A 17,615-nucleotide genomic window follows, 5' to 3' on the forward strand; every position below is an offset into this window, starting at 1 on the left:
TGCCTCTGGCATCCGCCGAGAGCCGGTGAGGGGGATGCGCATGTGGCTGCGTTCGGCAAAAGCGCAACCCCCTCACCCTGACCCTCTCCCCGGAGGGGAGAGGGGATATCGGCGCTTCCGCGGGACAACGGATGGACCGCGCCGGCTCCGCCTTGCCGGTTGAGCGGTTTTTGCGGTAAACATCGGGCATGGTTGAAACGCGACGCACCGGTGACCGCTCCAACGAACCGATCCGCTCCGAGGTCGGGGGCGGGCGAGTCGCGTCGCCCGGCGCGGTCGGCGTGCGCAACCGCGCGGAGCAGGTCGGCGGCGGACGCCAGCGTATCCCCAGCGTCCGTGAACTCGCCAGCCTTCTGGTCAACGGCATCCTGACGCTGCCGCGCAATTACCGCCGCGGCATGTATCTCGACGTTCAGGTCTGATCCACCCCACCACCCGTGTAAGCCGCGATCTCCGGTCCGAACAAACGCTCCAGCAGCAGGGGCGGCAATTCGTATTGCGGCAGGCACAAGCTGGTGCTGCGGGCGTGCAGGGTGTGCAGGCACAGCCCCTCGGCGTCCGGAAAGGCGGCGACGCGGAAGCGCTCCCGCGCCGCCTTCATGAAGGGTGCGTCCTCGCAGGCGTTGACCGCCGGAAAGCGGACCGCCTCCCACACCGACCGCCGGTAGGCATAGGAGAATCCGTAACCCAGCAGATTGTCGTCGGACGGCGGCGTCTCCGGCGCCTCGACGTAGGACCGAGTCGTCCGGCCCCAGCGGTGATAGGAGCCGCCGCGCGCCGTGTCCCAATAGCCGAAGGTCCCGTGCACCGCGCTGTGCAGGAACCAGCCGGAAAGAGTCACCGCGTCGTGCCCCGCCTCCAGCCAGCCGAGCAGCCGCTCCACATAGGTGGGGGCGTAGAAATCGTCGTCGTCGAAATGGACGATGATCGCGCCGCGCGCGTGCTCGGCCAGGATGTTGCGCTTCTCCCCGATGGCGTAGCGGCGCGGCGCGTAGAAATACTTCAGCCGCGGCCCGGCGAGCGGCTGGAGATAGGCGGACGGGCGCGGACTGTCGTCGAACACCAGCCACTCGATGTCGGGGACGGTCTGCGACAGCACGCGCGCGTGGCACAGCGGCAGGAAGGCTTCCCGTCCCCAGCTTGGCGTGATGACGCTGACGAGCGGCCGGTCGGCCATGGTCTCTCCTTCGCAACAAAGCGGCGCCCCCGATTGCGACACCGCATGGACTCCGGCGCGGCGGCGCGTGTAGACAGGCGGCATGGTGACACTTCGGGATGCCCTGGCCGCCGCGGTCGGCCACCATCAGGCGGGCCGGCTGGACGCGGCCCGGCCGCTCTATCATAGCATCCTGCGCGGCCAGCCGGGCCATCCCGACGCGCTTCACCTGCTGGGCGTCCTGGAAAGCCAGAGCGGCCGGCCGAACGCGGCGCTGCCGCTGCTGCTCCGCGCCGTGGCGCTGCTGCCCGGCGACGCGGATTTTCTCGGCAATCTGGCGCGGACTCTGCGCGCGGCGGGGCAGGCCGACGCGGCGGAGCGCGCCTTCGCCCGTACGGCGACGCTCGACCCCGCGGATGTCCAGGCCACCTTCACGCTGGGCACCCTGCGGCTGGAGCGCGGGGATGCGGCGGGTGCGGCGGCGGCCTTCGCCCAAGCGCTGGCCTGGCGGCCCGACTTCGCGGAGGCGCGCATCAACCGCGCCAACGCCCTGGCCGCGCTTGGCCGGGCGGAGGACGCGGCGCGGCTGCGCCGGCAGGCGGTGGCCCTGGCGCCGGCCCATCCCGACGCGCTGCACAACGCCGCGGTGAGCGCGCTCGCCGACGCCGGGCTGGACCGCCCGCTGTCGCACGCCCACCGCCTCGACCCGGAATTGGTGGAGCGCGCGGGGCGTGCCCTGACGTGCACCGTGACCGCCGATCCGCGGCATGGGGCGGCGGCGGATGCCTTGATCGGGGCGGCTCTGGCGCTCGTCCAGGCCGGGCAGGCGCCGGATTGGCTGTTGGACCGCGCCGCCCGCACCGCCACGACGGCTCTGCGCCGCAACCCGCGCGACACGCGGGCGGCGGCCGTGGTCGCCTACCGCTTTTACCGGTGGGGACGGACGGACCTCGCCAGCCGCTTCATGCGGCGCTTTGCCCGGCGCTTCACGGCGGCGGAGGTGGCGGCGGATTTCGAACTGCGCCTGTGGTCGATGGTGCGGGCCGGGCGGCGGGCGCTGGACGGGCTGCCAGACGCCGACGCCCTGCTGGACTCCTTCCCGCCGCTGGAGCTTCTGGCCGAGCCGCCGGCCGGGAGCGGGCCGCTGCTGGCGGTGTCCTGCGACGATGGCTATTACCGGCGCTTCGCCATGGGCCTGCTCGATTCGGTGGAGGCGCGGACGGGCGGCGGCATGGCGGTCCATGTCCATGTGGTCAACCCCTCGCCGGAAACGTTGGCCGACCTCGCCCGGCGGCGGGAGCGCCTGCCGCTGGGCTGGAGCCGGGAGGCGGTGGACTTCACGGGCTGGGACGATCACCGGCGCACCACCTACTACGCCTGCATCCGCTTCCTGCGCTGGCACCAGTTGATGACGCGTTGGGGGCGGCTCCTGCTGCATCTGGACGCCGACTGCACGTTGGCCGAGGGGGCGGCCGGGGGGCTTGAAGGGCTGGTGGCGCTGCTTGAGGACTCCGACGTCGGTCTGCTGCGCGACGCCCGCTGGCGCGGCCCGACGCGGGACATCACCGTCTGCTTCGCGGCGTTCCAGCCGACTCCGCTAGGGCGTGCCTTCCTCGCTTCGACCGCGGCCTATATCGGGGCCTTCCTGCGGGAGGGGCGGGGATTCTGGATGCTCGATCAGGCCGCCCCCTTCGCGGTGCTCGACGCGCTGCAAGGGCGGGGGGAACGGCGGGAGAACGGGTTGCGGGTGCGCGGCTTCGACGTTCTGGATTTCCCCTGGGTCCGCTTCATCGGGGAAAAGTGACTCAGCAGGGGAGCCGGGCGCAGTGTCCATCCGGGCAGTCGCGGCAGCATTGCCCGCAGACATCGTCCAGGTCCACGGCGATGCCGTGCCGCTTGAGAATGCCTTGGGCGTAGGCGGTGTAGAGGCGGGCCAGCGCCCGCCGGTTGGCGGCCACCGTATTGGCGGCCAGGGTCTCCGGCGCCAGCATCGCGGCGATGGCCTGCTCCACATCCTCGATGGCGGTGCGGACAGCCGAAAGGTTCAGCATCCAGGAGCTCCCTGGGCGTGGCGACCCTTGATGAATCTGATATACAACGTGTGACGAAAAACCTTCTGACAAACAACCCCCAATTTAGGGATTTGCGCCGTCCTATCCGGAAAGGCTAGGGGGCCGTCGCCAAGTCGCGCAGAGACGTCGCCAGCGCTTCCGCCAACATCCGGCCGTCGCACAGCGGTCCGGCCGCCATGCGTGGGCGCAGGGTGCGGCGCAGGTCCGCCAGCCGCTCCGGGGCGGCGGCCCAGCGGGAGGCGAGGTCCACATAGTCCGCTGGATCGCGGGCGACGCAGCCCTCGACCCCCGCCACGTTCAGGAACGCCAGGGAATGGCGGCTGGAGAAGGTCTCGCCGGGCAGGGTGACGACCGGCACCCCCATCCACAGCGTCTCCAGCGTCGTCGTGCTGCCGGCGAAGGGGAAGGGGTCCAGCGCCACGTCCACGCGGGCGCACCAGCCCATATGCTCGCGGCTGTCGGTCGCCCCGGCCAGGATCAGCCGCTCCGGCGCGATGCCCGCCGCGGCCAGCCGCGCGCGCCAATCGGCGGCGGTGTCCGGGCAGGACAGCGCCTTGGTTTTCAGCAGCAGGCGCGACTCGGGCACGCGGGCGAGCAGGGCAGCCCAGGTGGACAGCACCTCGTCGGTCAGCTTGGTCAGGATGTTGAAAACGCCGAAGGTGACGGGCCCGCCGGTCAGGCAGGGCGGCGGGCCGGGTTCCGGCGCGTCCGGTGGCGGGTCGTAGGCGATGAAGGCGCCGGGCATGCGCAGAATGCGCTCGCCGTAGAAGCGCTCCGCCCCCTCCGGCACATGGTGGGAGTCGGCGACCAGCGCGTCCATGGCGGCGAGACCGGTGGTCGCCATGTAGCCGGACCATGCCACCTGGAGCGGCGCCGGCTTGCGCGCGAAGACGCCCAGCCGTCCGCGGGCGTTGTGCCCGGCGAGGTCGATCAGCGCGTCCAGCCGGTCGTTGCGGATCACTGTTGCAAGTTCAGCGTCGGTCCGGTCGGCGACCGGCACCCAGCGCGCCGCCGCGGCGCGGAAGCGGTTGGTCAGGTCGTCCGCTTCCAGCTGGTTGGCGTAGAGGGTCAGCTCGACGCCGAAGTCCGGCAGCGCCTCCACCGCCCGCACCGCGAACTGCCCCGCCGGGTGGCGGCGGAAGTCGCCCGACAGGATGCCGACGCGCAGCGGACGGGTGTCGTTGCGCACCCATGGCGCGCGCGGCGCCCACTCGGACCGCAGCGGAGCGCCGTGCACGGCGTCCCAGCCGCGGTGCGCCTCCAGCACGCGGGCCAGCGTCACGCCGGGCCGGAACAGGTCCAGATAGGCGAGGTTGGAACGCACCTCGGCCAGATCGGGCCGCAGCGTCAAGGCGCGGCGATAGCCGGCCTCGGCGGCATCCAGGCCGCCCTGCGTCTGGCGGACCAGCGCGAGGTTCGCGTAAGCCTCCGCCAGATCGGGACAGAGGGTGGCGGCGCGGGCGTAGGCGCGGGCGGCCTCGGCCAGCCGGTTGTGCTTTTGCAGCGCGTCGCCCCGGCGCAGCGCCGCCTCCGCGAAGTCCGGGCGCACGGATTCGGCGCGGCGCGCCGCCCGCTCGGCGTCCATCGGCGCGTCGAGGGCCAGCCGGGCGGCCGACAGGTTGGCGAGCGCCGTGGCGTGGTCGGGGCGCAGCGCCAGCGCGTTGTGCAAGGCCCGCTCAGCCTCCGCCGCCCGCCCGCGTTGCAGCATCAGCGAGGCCCGGTTGGCGTGCGCCTCCCCGAATCCGGGATCGTCGGCCAGGGCGGCGCGGAAGGCGTCATCCGCCTCGGCCAGCCGGCCGAGCGCCGTCAGCGTGTTGCCGAGGTTGAAGCGCGCCCGTGCGTAGCCGGGACGCAACGCGGCAGCCTGCCGGTAGGCATCCGCGGCCGCCTCCAGCCGGCCCAGCCGGTCCAGCGCGTTGCCGAGGTTGTAGTGGGCCTGCGCGAAGGCCGGACGCAGGCGGATTGCCGCGCGGTGGGCGTCCGCGGCCTCCGCCGCCCGGTCCAGGGCGCGCAGCGCACTGCCCAGATTGTCCTGATAGTCGGCGACGGTCGCGTCGGCGCGGATGGCGGCGCGGATGCGCGGCTCGGCCTCCGCCGGGTGTCCGGCCTGGAGATAGACGACGCCAAGCAGGTGAAGCGCGTCCGCATGGTCGGGCACGGTGTCGAGGACGGCCTGATAGCCGGCGGCGGCCTGCGCCAGCCGTCCGGCCTGATGATGGGCCAGCGCCGCGGCCAGCATGTCCTTGATCGTCGCCATGCTGGCTTGTGTAAAGCATTTCTCCGCAGGGCTGAAGAGCGCGCGTCAGCTCACCATGCGCCAGCTTCCGTCCGCTTGGCGGCAGGCGGTGCCGTAGCCCTGCTGGAGCTGCCCGCCGACCACGATGCTGGTCTGGAATTCCCGGCACAGCTCGCCATAGGGGCCGGTGCCGTCGCGGGTCGGGGTGTAGGTGCCCCAGTTGCCGGTCTGCGGGTTGTTCCACTGCACGGTGGCGCCGGTGGGCGCCATGTAGGCCTGCCCCGCCGCCTGCTGCGCGTACATCAGGTCGGCGCGGTCCATCGACTGGCCGGCGGCGTTGCCGAGCGCCGCGCCGAGCAGCGTGCCGATGCCGACCGCCACCAGCTTGCCCGTGCCGCCGCCAAAGCGCGACCCGGCGAGGCCGCCGGCCACGCCGCCGAGCAGCGTGCCCGCCGTCGCCTTGTTGCCATAGCCGGGAGCGTAGCCGCCCCCGTAATTGGCCCCGTACCCGCCATAGCCCCCGCCATACCCATAGCCATAGGGGCTGGCGCAGCCGGCCAGCAGGCCCACGGACAACACAACCGCAACGATCCCCTTGGCCTTCATGTCGAACCCCACGGAACGGAACCTCTGTCCATGAACATGGCAGCCCCGCAAACTATTCCGTCCGCGTGACGGACCGCCGCCGTTGCCCCTATGATGAAACCAAATGGCCGCGGTCAAGCGGCCGGCAAGACCTTGTCGGGAGGAAAAGCATGCTGCCGGAAGCGGACAGCTACGAGGGCCTGCGCGACCGTTTCGTCTGGTCGGTGCCGGAGCGTTACAACATCGGCGTGGACGTCTGCGACAAGTGGGCGGAGCGCGATCCGCACCGCACCGCCCTGATCCACAAACGCCGCGACGGCGCGGTGGAGACCCACAGCTTCGCCGACATCCGCCGCCTGTCGAACCGTCTCGCCAACGCGCTGGCCGCCCATGGGGTGGCGCGCGGCGACCGGGTGGGCATCCTGCTGCCCCAGGCGCCGGAGACGGCGGTCAGCCACGTTGCCGTCTACAAGATGGGCGGCGTCGCCGTCCCCCTGTTCTCGCTGTTCGGGGTTGAGGCGCTGGAATACCGCCTCGGTAATTGCGGGGCGCGGGCGGTGGTGACCGACGCCGTGGGTGCGGCCAAGATCGCCCAGATCCGCGACCGCCTGCCCGAACTGAAACTCGTCCTGCGCATCGACGAGGCCGGAGAGGGCGAGTTGGACTGGCACGCGCTGGTCGATGCCGCGTCGGAGGACTTCACGCCGGTGGACACGGCGGCGGACGATCCGGCGGTGATCATCTACACCTCCGGCACCACCGGTCAGCCCAAGGGCGCGCTGCACGCGCACCGGGTGCTGCTCGGCCATCTGCCGGGGGTGGAGATATCCCATGACCTGTTTCCGCAGCCGGGCGACCGCATCTGGACCCCGGCGGACTGGGCGTGGATCGGCGGGTTGCTCGACGTGCTGATGCCCGCCTGGCACCATGGCGTGACCGTCGTCTCCCACCGCTTCGAGAAGTTCGACGCCGAGGAGGCCTTCCGTCTGATCGCCGATTTCAAGGTGCGCAACGCCTTCCTGCCGCCGACCGCGCTGAAGATGATGCGCGCGGTGAAGGACCCGCAGACGCGCTGGGCCTACAGCATGCGCTCCGTCGCCAGCGGCGGCGAGACTTTGGGGGCGGAGCTTCTCGACTGGGGCCGCCAGACCTTCGGGCTGACCATCAACGAGTTCTACGGCCAGACCGAGTGCAACATGATCGTGTCCTCCTGCGCCACGGTCATGCCCCCCAAGCCCGGCGTCATGGGCCGCCCGGCGCCCGGCCACGACGTGGCGGTGATCGACGGACAGGGCAACCGCCTTCCGCCCGGTGAGATCGGCCTGATCGCCGTGCACCGCCCGGACCCGGTGATGTTCCTGCAATACTGGAACAACCCGGAGGCCACCGCCGCGAAATTTGTCGGCGACTGGCTGGTCACCGGCGACCAGGGCGAGCTGGACACCGACGGCTACATCCGCTTCGTCGGGCGGGACGACGACGTGATCACCTCGGCGGGCTACCGCATCGGCCCCGGCGAGATCGAGGATTGCCTGATCGGCCACCCCGCCGTCCGCATGGCCGCCGTGGTCGGCGTGCCCGACCCCCTGCGCACCGAGATCGTGAAGGCCTTCATCGTCCTTCAGGACGGCGTGCGCCCCAGCGACGAACTGGCGGCGGAGATCCAGGCCCATGTGAAGACGCGGCTGGCCGCCCACGAATACCCGCGTGCCGTGGAGTTCGTCGACAGCCTGCCGATGACGACCACGGGCAAGATCATCCGCCGCGAGTTGCGGACGAGGGGGTAACTTCCAAACCCCTCTCCCGAGACGGGAGAGGGATGAAAAACAACAAGAAAAGACAACGACCCGAACGATGGTGACGACATCCCTTCTTCTGCTCGCCGCGGCCTTCCTGGCCGGGGCGATGAACGCGGTCGCCGGTGGCGGCAGCTTTCTCACTCTTCCCGCGCTGATCTACGCCGGGGTGCCGCCGGTGGCGGCGAACGCCACCGGCACGGTGGCGCTGCTGCCCGGCTACGCCAGCGGCGTCTACGGCTACCGCCACGACCTGGAGCCGGTGGGCGGGGTCGGGCTGGTCACGCTGTCGGTGGTCAGCCTGACCGGCGGGCTGATCGGGGCGGCGCTGCTGCTGGTGACCCCGGATTCGGTGTTCCGCAGCATCGTGCCCTGGCTGCTGCTGGTCGCCACCGCGCTGTTCGCCTTCGGCGGCATGCTGGCGGCCCGCCTGCGGGCGGTGGGGCTGCACGGGACGGGGGCGATGCTCGCCACGCTGTTCGCGGTGTCGGTCTATGGCGGCTATTTCAACGGCGGCCTCGGCATTCTGCTGCTGGCGCAGTTGAGCCTGTTCGGGATGACCAACCTGAACGCCATGAACGCGCTGAAGAACCTGTTCTCCGCCGTGCTGACGGCCATCGCGGTCGCCGCCTACGCGGTCGGCGGGGCGGTGGAATGGTCCTACGCCGCGCTGATGACCGTGGCCGCGGTGGCCGGCGGCTACGTCGGTGCGCGGGTCGGGCGCAAGATCCCGTCGCGCATCCTGCGCGCGGGCATCATCGCCGTGGGCTTGGCGATGAGCGTCCTCTTCTTCCTGAAGTAGTGGGGGCTGAAGCAAAAGCCGTTCGGTTCCGGCGGTGCCTGCGCTAAGGTGGCGGCCCTCTCCATGATGGCCGCCACGACGCAAGACTCCGCATGCTGACCGTATCCGACCTCGACCTTTTCTACGGCGACGCCCAGGCGCTCGACGGCGTGTCCATCGCGGTGGCGGAGGGCACGACGACCGCCATCGTCGGCGCCAACGGGGCGGGCAAGACCTCGCTGATCCGCACCATCTCCGGCATCCTGAAGCCGGCCCGCGGCACCATCCGCTTCCGCGGCAAGGACATCGCCGGCCTGCCCAGCCACGTCGTCTGCGACCTCGGCATCGGGCAGGTGGCGGAGGGGCGGCAGATCTTCCCGACCCTCAGCATCCGCGAGAACCTGGAGATGGGCGCCGTCATTCCACGCGCCCGCGCCGGGGCGAAGGGCACGTTCGAACGCGTGCTGACCCTCTTCCCCCGCCTCAAGGAGCGTCTGGAGCAGGCCGCCGGCACCCTGTCGGGCGGCGAGCAGCAGATGCTGGCCATCGGGCGCTGCCTGATGGGCAAGCCCGATCTGATCATGTTCGACGAGCCGTCGCTCGGCCTCTCCCCGACCATGGTGCAGGAGCTGTTCCGCACCATCCGCGCGCTGGCCGCCGAGGGCATGACGATCATCCTGGTCGAACAGAACGTCGCCGCCTCGCTGAAGCTGGCGCAGCGCGCCTATGTGCTGGAGAACGGGCGCGTTGTTCTGGCCGGCACGGGCGAGGAGCTGCTGGCCGATCCCGCGGTGAAGCAGGCCTATCTCGGCCTGTGACGCCTTGGCGGTCGCGGTGACCGAATCCCTCTTGACTTAGAGCGCGCTCGAACCCGTAGCGTCCTGCGCATCGTGATGAGAAGCAGACGCGCATGAAGATCGGAGACCTTGCGAAACGTTCGGGGCTGACGGCGCACACCATCCGCTACTATGAGCGGATCGGGCTGCTGCCCTACGCCGACCGCAACCAATCCCGCCACCGCGATTACGACGCCTCGATCCTGACCTGGATCGAGTTTCTCGGCCGTTTGAAGACGACCGGCATGCCCATCCGCGACATGCTCCGCTACGCGGCGCTGCGCGAGGCGGGCGCCGGGACCGAAGCGGAACGGCGGGCCTTGCTGGAGCGGCACCGCGAGCGCGTGCGTGCCCAGGTCGATGAACTGAACGCCTGTCTTCTCGTCCTCGATACCAAGATCGACGGTTACGTCGAAACGGAACAGAGGAAGACTGACGATGACGCACCTGAACAAAATCGCATCCGGGGTCGAAGAAAGCCGGCTTGAGCGCGGGCAACGGGCGCTTGCCGACATCGACGGCGAGGCCGGTCACAAGGTGGTGGCGGCGCTTGCCGACATCGCGCCGGACTTCGCGACCTATCTGTTCGAATTTCCCTTCGGCGACATCTATTCGCGACCCGGACTCGATCTCCGCTCGCGCGAGATTGCCACCATCGCGGCGCTCGCCGCCATGGGGAACGCCGCACCGCAGCTCAAGGTGCACATCGAGGCCGGGTTGAACGTCGGGCTGACCCGCGACGAGATCGTCGAGGTCCTGATCCAGATGGCGGTCTATGCGGGGTTCCCGGCGGCTCTCAACGGGCTGTTCGCGGCCAAGGAGGTCTTCGCGATGAAGGACGGGCAAAGGCCGCCGGGACCGTCGTGAGACCTAACGCGCCAGCAGGTCGTGATGCTCGCGGTGGCGGTGCATCCAGTTGGCGGCGTAGCCGCAGATCGGGACGATGGTCAGCCCCTCGGCGCGGGCGATGGCCATCACTCCCTCCAGCAGCCGCCCGGCCGCCCCGGTGCCGCGCAGGGACGGCGGCGCCTCCACATAGGGGATGTGCAGGATGGTGCCACGGCGGCGGTAGGTCGCGAAGACCGTCTGGCCGTTCACGTCCAGTTCGAACCGGCTCATGGCCGGGTTGTCGGTCACGGTGTCGCTCATGCTCCTTCCAACAGCCGAAGCCTTTGGTTGTTCACAGCGAATGTCATGAACCGGGGGCGCGCGGCGCGCTCCAGCCGCGCAGCACGCTGACCACCCGCAGCAGGAAGGCCGCCGCCGCCCCGGCGATGGCGACCGGCGCCTTCGGCAGGTCCAGCATGGCACCGGCGATGACGATCGCCGCACCCAGCAGGGCGGCCACCGCGTAGATCTCCTCGCGCAGCACCCGCGGCACCTCGGCCACCAGCACGTCGCGCACCAGCCCGCCGCCGCAGGCGGTCAGCACGCCGAGCAGGACGGCGGGCAGCGGGCCCAGCCCATAGGCCAGCGCCTTGCCGCAGCCGGCCACCGCGAAGATGCCGAGGCCGGCCGCGTCCAGCACCATCACCGGCTTGACCAGCCGGTTGATGAAGGGGTGGAAGAAGAAAGCGAACAGGCCGGAGGCCAGCGCCGTGATCAGGTAGCGTTCGTCCTGCATGGTGGCCGGCGGGATCGCCCCGATCAGCAGGTCGCGCAGCACGCCGCCAGCCAGCGCCGTGACCAGCGCCAGCACCATCACGCCGAAGATGTCCAGACGGTGCCGCACGGCCAGCGTCCCTCCCGTCAGCCCGAAGATGAAGATCCCGGTCAGGTCCATGGCCAGGAGGAGGGGCGAAACATCGGGTATAATGGTGGGCATGATGGCGGTCGGCGACGCTGGTTGAGGGGAGCCCACACCATAGCCGTTTGTTGCGTCTCATGGAACAGATAAGCCGCAACTCCGGCAATTGTTGTTTTGCGCAAACGGGAGCACATTCCTCTCCAGACGAGGGGCCACAGGGCCTCGCACAGGACGAGGAGGAGCAGAGATGATCACGATCCGCAACCGCAACGAACGGGGCGCCGTCAACATGGGCTGGCTGAACAGCAAGCACAGCTTCTCGTTCGGCCACTACTACGACCCGGCCCACATGGGCTTCCGCGCGCTGCGCGTCATCAACGACGACCGCGTGATCCCCGGCGCCGGCTTCCCCACCCATGGGCACGCCGACATGGAGATCGTGTCCTATGTTCTCGACGGCGCGCTGGAGCACAAGGACACGCTGGGCACCAGCTCGGTCATCCGCCCCGGCGACGTGCAGCGGATGAGCGCCGGGTCGGGCATCCGGCACAGCGAGTACAACGCGTCCAAGAAGGACCCTGTGCACTTCCTGCAGATCTGGATCCTGCCCAACGAGGAGGGCATGGTCCCCGGCTATGAGCAGAAGGCTTTCGAGCGGGAGGAGAAGCAGGGCCGCCTGCGCCTCGTCGGCTCCCAAGACGGGCGCGACGGCAGCGTGGTCATCCACCAGGACGTGGACCTCTACGCCACGCTTCTGGACGAGGGCGACAGCGTGACCCACGAGCTGCGTCCGGGCCGCCACGCCTGGGTGCAGGTCGCCCGCGGTCAGGTGCGGCTGAACGGCACGGTCCTGAAGGAAGGCGACGGCGCCGCGATCAGCAATGAAACCGCCCTGACGCTGGACGGCGTGGTCAGCGCCGAGGTGCTGCTGTTCGATCTGGCGTGAGGTGAGGAAGGTCCCCGCAGGTCGCGGGGACCTTCACATCCCCTGCGGGACCGCCAGACGGATGCCCATGCGGCGGGCCTCCAGCAAGAAGGCGCGGGTCATCTGCACGAGGTCGGTCCGCCAGTAGAGCTGCTCCAGCGGGTTGTCGAGGAAGTCCTCCGGCAGCATGGCGTAGCAGTAGGTTTCCACCACGCGCCGGTCGGGCTGCCAGGGGTCGGCGCCGTCGCGCCAGCCGATGGTCCAGCCGGCGTGGCCGGCGCCGATGGCCCAGCGCTCGAAATGCGGGGAGATGGTGGCGCTGGCCACCGGATCGGCGACCGGCACCTGATAGATCGCCACGAAGCGGCGGACGTTCAGTTGCAGCCGCATCACCAGCGATTCCTCGAAGGCGTCGACGCGGTACAGGCAGTCGGACGCTCCCTCGACGTGGCTGAAGCGCACCGCGGCCCGCCGCGCCGCCTCCAGCGTCAGGCCGGACGGCTGGGCGGCCAGCGGCGGGGATTCATAATCCACGGCGCGCAGCGCCTCCACCATGTCGCCGGTCAGGAAAAGGCGGATGCGCTGCTGCGCCTCGTCGATGGTCAGGCGGGTCATCGCGGTGTTGGTGTCCTCTGTTGCCGGTCCCAAGGACAACAGGCCGGGGGCCCGCTTGGTTCAGGGCTCCACATAGCCCAGCACGCGCAGGCGCAACGCGTGCGCCCGCGGGTCGCGGTCGAAGAACAGGCCGCCCTTCTGTTCGGAGCCGGCGGGCACATAGTCGAACTCGGCCACGGAGGTTTCCAAGGCCTCGTCGCCCGCCATCAGTTGCCCCTCCACCTGGACCTTCGCGCCGGTCTTGCCGCCGTCGTTGGTGAGCCGGATGTGGGCGAGCCAGCGTGGCCCGGCGGGAACCACCTCCTCGACGACGGCGGTGATCGCCGGTGGGCCGCTGCCGCGGGTGATGCCCTCATACCCCAGCACCCCCACCGAGCCCAGGAACAGCAAGAGCCCCAGCCCCGACGAGATCCAGGCCAGCCGCGACACCGACGCGCTGCCGTCCTCGTCCCTTGACGTGATGTCGTTTTCCCGGATATCGGCCATCGGCGTCCCTTCCCTCACACGATCAGGCGGGCGGTGGCGGCGCCCAGCGCGCTGGGGAAACCGAGCACCACCGTGGCGGTCACCAGCTCCATCATCGACAGGCCGGCGATCCGCTCGAAGGTCCACAGCAAATAGAGGCTGATGAGCAGGGCGATCCCGTAGCCGGCGACCGAGAAGCGCAGGAAGACCGACAGGAACCCGTCGTCTCCGGCGCTCTCCTGCCCGGCGAAGCCGACCGTGTAGACGAAGACGTGCAGCAGCCCCAGCGACAGCACCGCCAGCGCCACCGCATGCCAGGGCGACATCTTGTAGGAGATCAGGATCATCTCCTCGGTCGGGGCGACGTTGAAGCCGACGAACAGCGCCCCCGCCCCCATCAGGAACAGCTCGCCCGGATAGCTGGAGCGGATTCGCCGCTCCCGGTCGGCGTCGTCCTGCTGGCCGAGCTGCTTGCGCGCCAGCATGGCGCCGATGCTGGCCGGCACGGACTGGAGCGCGATCTTGCCGATGATCTCCGGCAAGGGCTGGTCCAGACGCACGATGGCGAAGACGGTCAGCAACGCCGCCGACATCAGGAAGCCGACGGCGAAGGCCGACAGCGCGTCGATCAGGTCGTCCTGCCAACAAAAGGTTTCCTCGAAGCCCGCGAAGTAGGACAGGCCGAACAGGACCGGCAGGGTCACCAGGATGAACAGGGCCAGCCGGAAGCGGTCCATGTAGAAGCCCAGCTCCCACATCTCCATGGTCATCAGCAGCGGCAGGGCGAAAATGATCGCCCCCGCCGACGCGCGGGCCAATGCGCGGGCGAATTGAGCCTCGTCATGGAGAAAGCTGCGCTGGCGGGTGATGTCCATGGCCCATGAATGCGCGAGCGGAGCGGTTGGTTCCGGCGGTACCACGGTGGTGACCGGGGCTGCGAATTTCCTCTTGACCTTCCAATCGCTGGAAGGCGGAAGCTGACGGCAACACCACCTCGTGGGAAGGAGTTCGTCATGGTTGCGTTCAAGGTTCCCGGCATGACCTGCGGCGGCTGCGCCGCCTCGGTCCGCCGCGCGCTCGGCGCCGTCGCCGGGGTCGAGGATGTGCAGATCGACCTGGACTCGAAAGACGTCCGCGTCGGCGGGACGCCCAGCGCCGACGCCTTGCGGACAGCCCTCGACAAGGCCGGCTTCGAGGCCGAAGGGCTTCCGGTCGCGTAACGGGTTTCGGCGCCCTTGACCTTCCAATCATTGGAAGCCTTATCTGGGGAAGCCGGTTGACGAAGAAGGGACGGTCATGTCCGCCACTGCACAGTCGATGTCGGCTCTGTCCCCTCTCCCCTCTGGGGAGAGGGTTAGGGTGAGGGGGTTGCGCTTGTCCCGAACGCACCGCCACGCTCAACCCCCTCACCAGCCCTCCGGGCCACCCTCTCCCCAGAGGGGAGAGGGTTCATGAGGACGCCTGCGATGAACACCACCGACCTCGACATCGGCATTTCCGGCATGACCTGCGCCTCCTGCGTGGGGCGGGTGGAAAAGGCGCTGTCGCGCCTGCCGGGCGTCACCGGCGTGTCGGTCAATCTCGCCACCGAACGGGCGCGGGTCGCCTTCGCGGGCGAACCCGATCCGCGGGCGGTGGCGGAGGCCATCGAAAACGTCGGCTTCGAACCGCAGAGACAGGACTTCGACCTGACGGTCGGCGGCATGACCTGCGCCTCCTGCGTCGCGCGCGTCGAGAAGGCGCTGCTCCGCGTGCCGGGGGTGGAGTCGGCCGCCGTGAACCTCGCGACGGAGCGGGCGCACGTCACCGCCTACGCCGGAACGGTGGACGCCGCCCGGCTGGCCGAGGCGGTGGAGATGACCGGCTTCGCCGCCGCCCCCGTTGCCGACACCAATTCCACGGAGGCGGCGGAGGACCCGGCGCAGGACCGCAATAGGCGGGACCTTCACCATGTGCTGATCGCCACCGCGCTGTCGGCGCCGTTGGTTCTCGGCATGGCGGGGGACCTGCTGGGGCTGAACCTGATGCTGCCGCCCTGGGCGCAGTTCCTGCTGGCGACACCGGTGCAGTTCTGGCTGGGCTGGCGCTTCTACCGGGCCGGTTTCATGGCGGCGCGCGCCGGGTCCGGCAACATGGATCTGCTGGTGGCGCTCGGCACCTCGGCGGCCTGGGGGCTCAGCGTCTACATGATGCTGACGGCCCATCCGGGCCACACGCCGCACCTCTATTTCGAGGCGTCGGCGGTGCTCATCACCTTCGTGCTGCTCGGCAAGTGGCTGGAGGCCCGCGCCAAGGGCCGGACGGCGGCGGCGATCCGCGCGCTGATGCAGCTTCGCCCCGACACCGCCCGCGTCCGCCGGGATGGCGTGGAAATCGAGCTTCCCATCGCTCAGGTGCGCGTCGGCGACCGCGTGGCGGTCCGCCCCGGCGAGCGTATTCCCGTGGACGGGCACGTGGCGGAGGGGTCGGGCAGCGTCGACGAATCCATGCTGACCGGCGAAAGCCTGCCGGTGGAAAAGGCGCCGGGCTCCCGCGTCACCGGCGGGTCGATCAACGTGGACGGGCTGCTGCTGGTCGAGACGGTGGCGGTGGGCGCCGAGACGATGCTCGCCAAGATCGTCCGCATGGTCGAGGGCGCCCAGGCGTCCAAGGCGCCGATCCAGCGGCTGGTCGACAAGGTGGCCGCGGTCTTCGTGCCGGTGGTGCTGGGTATCGCCGCGATGACGCTGGCCGGCTGGTGGATCGGCACCGGGAACGCGGAGACCGCCATTATTACGGCGGTGTCGGTTCTGGTCATCGCCTGCCCCTGCGCGCTGGGCCTCGCCACGCCGACCGCGATCATGGTCGGCACCGGGGCGGCGGCCCGCCACGGCATCCTCATCAAGGACGCGGAGGCGCTGGAGCGCGCCCACGCCATCACCGCCGTCGCCTTCGACAAGACCGGCACGCTGACCGAGGGCAAGCCCCGCGTCACCGATCTGGTGCCGGCGGATGGCGTCGAGGAGGAAGAACTTCTGTGGCTGGCCGCGGCGCTCCAGACCGGCAGCGAACACCCGCTCGCCCGCGCCGTCCGCGACCGCGCGGCGGAGCGTGGCGTGGCTACCACCGCGCCGGAGGGCTTCAAAGCGCTGGCCGGGCGCGGCGTGTCGGCCAGCGTGGAGGGTCGCGCCCTGCTGCTGGGCAACAAGCGGCTGATCACGGAGAACGGCCTGTCCGACGCGGCGCTGGAGGCGCGGGCGGCGGCGCTGGAGTCCGCAGGGCGCACTGTGTCCTGGCTGGGCGAGACGGCGCCGGAGCGCCGGGTGCTGGGCCTCGTCGCCTTCGGCGACACGGTGAAGGAGAGCGCCCGCGCCGCCGTCCGCTCCCTGAAGGCGCAGGGGGTGGCGACGGTGATGGTCACCGGCGACGGTGCCGGGGCCGCCCGCGCGGTGGCCGCCGACCTGGGCATCGACCGCGTCTTCGCCGAGGTGCTTCCGGACGGCAAGGCCGATGTGGTGGCGACGCTGAAGGCGGAGGGCAAGGTCGTCGGCATGGTCGGCGACGGCATCAACGACGCGCCCGCCCTGGCCGCCGCCGATGTCGGCATCGCCATGGCGACCGGCACCGACGTGGCGATGCACACGGCCGGGGTCACGCTGATGCGCGGCGATCCGGCCCTGGTCGCCGGCGCCATCGACGTGTCGCGCCGCACCTACTCCAAGATCCGCCAGGGGCTGTTCTGGGCCTTCATCTACAATCTGGTGGGCATCCCGCTTGCGGCGTCGGGCCTGCTCAGCCCGGTGCTGGCCGGGGCGGCGATGGCGCTGAGTTCGGTCAGCGTCGTGCTGAACGCCCTGTCGCTTCGGGGGTGGAAGCCATGAGCGCGGGCGGCATGACCATCGGCGACGCGGCGAAGGCGTCCGGCGTCAACGCCAAGCTGATCCGCTACTACGAGTCCATCGGCCTGATCCCCGAGGCCGGGCGGACGGCGGCGGGCTACCGCGTCTATTCGTCCAGCGACGTGAACGTCCTGCGCTTCGTCAAGCGGGCGCGGACGCTGGGCTTCAGCATCGAGCGCATCCAGATCCTGGTCGGGCTGTGGCAGGACCGCAGCCGCTCCAGCGCCGAGGTGAAGCGCGTGGCGCTCGACCATGTGGCGGAACTGGAGGCCAAGATCGCCGAATTGCGCGCGATGAGCGACACGCTGACCCATCTGGCCCACGCCTGCCACGGCGACGAGCGGCCGGATTGCCCGATCCTGCGCGATCTGGAGGAGGGTGGGGGGAGTTGTTGCGACGGGCCTCCACGGTGACTCCACCCTAAGAGCCCCCTCCCTAACCCTCCCCCGCTTCGCAGGGGAGGGGATCAAGCTCCCTCTCCTGCGAAGCGGGGGAGGGAAGGGGCCCACGGCGAAGCCGTGGG

General features: G+C 70.3%; 20 protein-coding genes. 11 read left to right on the top strand and 9 right to left on the bottom strand.

Translation table 11 applies throughout. From position 1 onward, the window contains the following. Nucleotides 1-188 precede the first annotated feature (188 nt). A complete protein-coding gene (locus DXK32_RS07965) occupies nt 189-422 on the top strand; it encodes a hypothetical protein (RefSeq protein ID WP_035678364.1) in 234 nt (77 codons plus the stop codon). Here the strand turns inward: DXK32_RS07965 and DXK32_RS07970 are convergent. Then, the gene (locus DXK32_RS07970; protein ID WP_114858017.1) at nt 413-1,177 is read right to left on the bottom strand and encodes a glycosyltransferase family 2 protein; all 765 of its coding nucleotides are present in this window, start codon (nt 1,175-1,177) and stop codon (nt 413-415) included. The two genes, DXK32_RS07965 and DXK32_RS07970, sit on opposite strands and share 10 nt — an antisense overlap. A gap of 82 nt (nt 1,178-1,259) precedes the next feature. On the opposite strand from DXK32_RS07970, the gene DXK32_RS07975 reads away from it, so the two are divergent. After that, nucleotides 1,260-2,960, top strand: coding sequence for a tetratricopeptide repeat protein (locus DXK32_RS07975; protein ID WP_114858018.1), 1,701 nt, complete (start codon nt 1,260-1,262; stop codon nt 2,958-2,960). Nucleotide 2,961: 1 nt separating this feature from the next. Here DXK32_RS07975 and DXK32_RS07980 read toward each other — a convergent pair whose 3' ends face one another. From DXK32_RS07980 to DXK32_RS07990, 3 genes are all read right to left on the bottom strand, one after another. Then, complete coding sequence (locus tag DXK32_RS07980; RefSeq protein ID WP_114858019.1) at nt 2,962-3,207, bottom strand: hypothetical protein; 246 nt, start codon at nt 3,205-3,207, stop codon at nt 2,962-2,964. A gap of 115 nt (nt 3,208-3,322) precedes the next feature. Beyond that, the gene (locus tag DXK32_RS07985; RefSeq protein WP_114858020.1) at nt 3,323-5,485 is read right to left on the bottom strand and encodes a tetratricopeptide repeat protein; all 2,163 of its coding nucleotides are present in this window, start codon (nt 5,483-5,485) and stop codon (nt 3,323-3,325) included. Nucleotides 5,486-5,530: 45 nt separating this feature from the next. After that, nucleotides 5,531-6,070 (bottom strand): RT0821/Lpp0805 family surface protein, encoded by a 540-nt coding sequence (locus DXK32_RS07990; protein ID WP_432612340.1) that lies wholly within the window; start codon nt 6,068-6,070, stop codon nt 5,531-5,533. Nucleotides 6,071-6,219: 149 nt separating this feature from the next. Here DXK32_RS07990 and DXK32_RS07995 point away from each other — a divergent pair, with 149 nt between their 5' ends. The 5 genes from DXK32_RS07995 (at nt 6,220) to DXK32_RS08015 (ending at nt 10,329) form a co-directional block, all read left to right on the top strand. Further along, complete coding sequence (locus DXK32_RS07995) at nt 6,220-7,836, top strand: acyl-CoA synthetase (protein ID WP_114858022.1); 1,617 nt, start codon at nt 6,220-6,222, stop codon at nt 7,834-7,836. A 67-nt stretch (nt 7,837-7,903) separates the two neighbouring features. Then, a complete protein-coding gene (locus DXK32_RS08000) occupies nt 7,904-8,647 on the top strand; it encodes a sulfite exporter TauE/SafE family protein (RefSeq protein WP_114858023.1) in 744 nt (247 codons plus the stop codon). A gap of 92 nt (nt 8,648-8,739) precedes the next feature. Beyond that, nucleotides 8,740-9,444, top strand: coding sequence for an ABC transporter ATP-binding protein (locus DXK32_RS08005; RefSeq protein ID WP_114858024.1), 705 nt, complete (start codon nt 8,740-8,742; stop codon nt 9,442-9,444). Nucleotides 9,445-9,536: 92 nt separating this feature from the next. Further along, nucleotides 9,537-9,950 (top strand): MerR family transcriptional regulator, encoded by a 414-nt coding sequence (locus DXK32_RS08010; protein WP_114858025.1) that lies wholly within the window; start codon nt 9,537-9,539, stop codon nt 9,948-9,950. Further along, complete coding sequence (locus tag DXK32_RS08015) at nt 9,901-10,329, top strand: carboxymuconolactone decarboxylase family protein (protein WP_114858026.1); 429 nt, start codon at nt 9,901-9,903, stop codon at nt 10,327-10,329. Before DXK32_RS08010 ends, DXK32_RS08015 begins: the two co-directional genes overlap by 50 nt. Before the next feature lie 3 nt (nt 10,330-10,332). Here DXK32_RS08015 and DXK32_RS08020 read toward each other — a convergent pair whose 3' ends face one another. Continuing rightward, nucleotides 10,333-10,611, bottom strand: a complete 279-nt coding sequence (locus tag DXK32_RS08020) for a GNAT family N-acetyltransferase (RefSeq protein ID WP_035678432.1) — start codon at nt 10,609-10,611, stop codon at nt 10,333-10,335. Between the two features lie 43 nt (nt 10,612-10,654). Beyond that, entirely contained in the window at nt 10,655-11,287 is a 633-nt protein-coding gene (locus DXK32_RS08025) for a trimeric intracellular cation channel family protein (protein ID WP_114858027.1), read from the bottom strand. A gap of 169 nt (nt 11,288-11,456) precedes the next feature. On the opposite strand from DXK32_RS08025, the gene DXK32_RS08030 reads away from it, so the two are divergent. Beyond that, nucleotides 11,457-12,155: a pirin family protein gene (locus tag DXK32_RS08030; RefSeq protein ID WP_114858028.1), complete on the top strand. Its 699-nt coding sequence runs from the start codon at nt 11,457-11,459 to the stop codon at nt 12,153-12,155. A 33-nt stretch (nt 12,156-12,188) separates the two neighbouring features. On the opposite strand, the gene DXK32_RS08035 is transcribed toward DXK32_RS08030, so the two are convergent. From DXK32_RS08035 to DXK32_RS08045, 3 genes are read right to left on the bottom strand one after another with little or no spacing between them, the layout of a single operon-like run. After that, the gene (locus tag DXK32_RS08035; RefSeq protein WP_114858029.1) at nt 12,189-12,749 is read right to left on the bottom strand and encodes a hypothetical protein; all 561 of its coding nucleotides are present in this window, start codon (nt 12,747-12,749) and stop codon (nt 12,189-12,191) included. A 60-nt stretch (nt 12,750-12,809) separates the two neighbouring features. Further along, nucleotides 12,810-13,235, bottom strand: coding sequence for a hypothetical protein (locus DXK32_RS08040; protein ID WP_014198257.1), 426 nt, complete (start codon nt 13,233-13,235; stop codon nt 12,810-12,812). A 14-nt stretch (nt 13,236-13,249) separates the two neighbouring features. Continuing rightward, nucleotides 13,250-14,089 (bottom strand): TIGR02587 family membrane protein, encoded by an 840-nt coding sequence (locus tag DXK32_RS08045; RefSeq protein ID WP_114858030.1) that lies wholly within the window; start codon nt 14,087-14,089, stop codon nt 13,250-13,252. Between the two features lie 138 nt (nt 14,090-14,227). On the opposite strand from DXK32_RS08045, the gene DXK32_RS08050 reads away from it, so the two are divergent. The 3 genes from DXK32_RS08050 to cueR all read left to right on the top strand — a co-directional run bounded on the left by DXK32_RS08050 (nt 14,228) and on the right by cueR (nt 17,505). Next, nucleotides 14,228-14,434, top strand: a complete 207-nt coding sequence (locus tag DXK32_RS08050) for a heavy-metal-associated domain-containing protein (protein ID WP_114858031.1) — start codon at nt 14,228-14,230, stop codon at nt 14,432-14,434. A 231-nt stretch (nt 14,435-14,665) separates the two neighbouring features. Further along, nucleotides 14,666-17,074 (top strand): heavy metal translocating P-type ATPase, encoded by a 2,409-nt coding sequence (locus DXK32_RS08055; RefSeq protein WP_114858032.1) that lies wholly within the window; start codon nt 14,666-14,668, stop codon nt 17,072-17,074. Next, a complete protein-coding gene (gene cueR, locus DXK32_RS08060; protein WP_114858033.1) occupies nt 17,071-17,505 on the top strand; it encodes a Cu(I)-responsive transcriptional regulator in 435 nt (144 codons plus the stop codon). Before DXK32_RS08055 ends, cueR begins: the two co-directional genes overlap by 4 nt. Nucleotides 17,506-17,615 lie beyond the last annotated feature (110 nt).

This window comes from Azospirillum brasilense, from assembly GCF_003349955.1.
Classification (GTDB): Bacteria; Pseudomonadota; Alphaproteobacteria; order Azospirillales; family Azospirillaceae; genus Azospirillum; species Azospirillum brasilense_B.

Bases quoted from the DNA above. Each gene is read 5' to 3' on its own strand.
- DXK32_RS08055 (WP_114858032.1), top strand. From the start codon at position 14,666: ATGAGGACGCCTGCGATGAACACCACCGACCTCGACATCGGCATTTCC.
- DXK32_RS08005 (WP_114858024.1), top strand. From the start codon at position 8,740: ATGCTGACCGTATCCGACCTCGACCTTTTCTACGGCGACGCCCAGGCG.
- DXK32_RS08010 (WP_114858025.1), top strand. From the start codon at position 9,537: ATGAAGATCGGAGACCTTGCGAAACGTTCGGGGCTGACGGCGCACACC.
- DXK32_RS08030 (WP_114858028.1), top strand. From the start codon at position 11,457: ATGATCACGATCCGCAACCGCAACGAACGGGGCGCCGTCAACATGGGC.
- DXK32_RS07995 (WP_114858022.1), top strand. From the start codon at position 6,220: ATGCTGCCGGAAGCGGACAGCTACGAGGGCCTGCGCGACCGTTTCGTC.
- DXK32_RS07965 (WP_035678364.1), top strand. From the start codon at position 189: ATGGTTGAAACGCGACGCACCGGTGACCGCTCCAACGAACCGATCCGC.
- DXK32_RS08045 (WP_114858030.1), bottom strand. From the start codon at position 14,089: ATGGACATCACCCGCCAGCGCAGCTTTCTCCATGACGAGGCTCAATTC.
- DXK32_RS08020 (WP_035678432.1), bottom strand. From the start codon at position 10,611: ATGAGCGACACCGTGACCGACAACCCGGCCATGAGCCGGTTCGAACTG.
- DXK32_RS07975 (WP_114858018.1), top strand. From the start codon at position 1,260: ATGGTGACACTTCGGGATGCCCTGGCCGCCGCGGTCGGCCACCATCAG.
- DXK32_RS08000 (WP_114858023.1), top strand. From the start codon at position 7,904: ATGGTGACGACATCCCTTCTTCTGCTCGCCGCGGCCTTCCTGGCCGGG.
- DXK32_RS07970 (WP_114858017.1), bottom strand. From the start codon at position 1,177: ATGGCCGACCGGCCGCTCGTCAGCGTCATCACGCCAAGCTGGGGACGG.
- DXK32_RS08035 (WP_114858029.1), bottom strand. From the start codon at position 12,749: ATGACCCGCCTGACCATCGACGAGGCGCAGCAGCGCATCCGCCTTTTC.
- DXK32_RS07985 (WP_114858020.1), bottom strand. From the start codon at position 5,485: ATGGCGACGATCAAGGACATGCTGGCCGCGGCGCTGGCCCATCATCAG.
- DXK32_RS08015 (WP_114858026.1), top strand. From the start codon at position 9,901: ATGACGCACCTGAACAAAATCGCATCCGGGGTCGAAGAAAGCCGGCTT.
- DXK32_RS08025 (WP_114858027.1), bottom strand. From the start codon at position 11,287: ATGCCCACCATTATACCCGATGTTTCGCCCCTCCTCCTGGCCATGGAC.
- cueR (WP_114858033.1), top strand. From the start codon at position 17,071: ATGAGCGCGGGCGGCATGACCATCGGCGACGCGGCGAAGGCGTCCGGC.
- DXK32_RS07980 (WP_114858019.1), bottom strand. From the start codon at position 3,207: ATGCTGAACCTTTCGGCTGTCCGCACCGCCATCGAGGATGTGGAGCAG.
- DXK32_RS08050 (WP_114858031.1), top strand. From the start codon at position 14,228: ATGGTTGCGTTCAAGGTTCCCGGCATGACCTGCGGCGGCTGCGCCGCC.
- DXK32_RS08040 (WP_014198257.1), bottom strand. From the start codon at position 13,235: ATGGCCGATATCCGGGAAAACGACATCACGTCAAGGGACGAGGACGGC.
- DXK32_RS07990 (WP_432612340.1), bottom strand. From the start codon at position 6,070: ATGAAGGCCAAGGGGATCGTTGCGGTTGTGTTGTCCGTGGGCCTGCTG.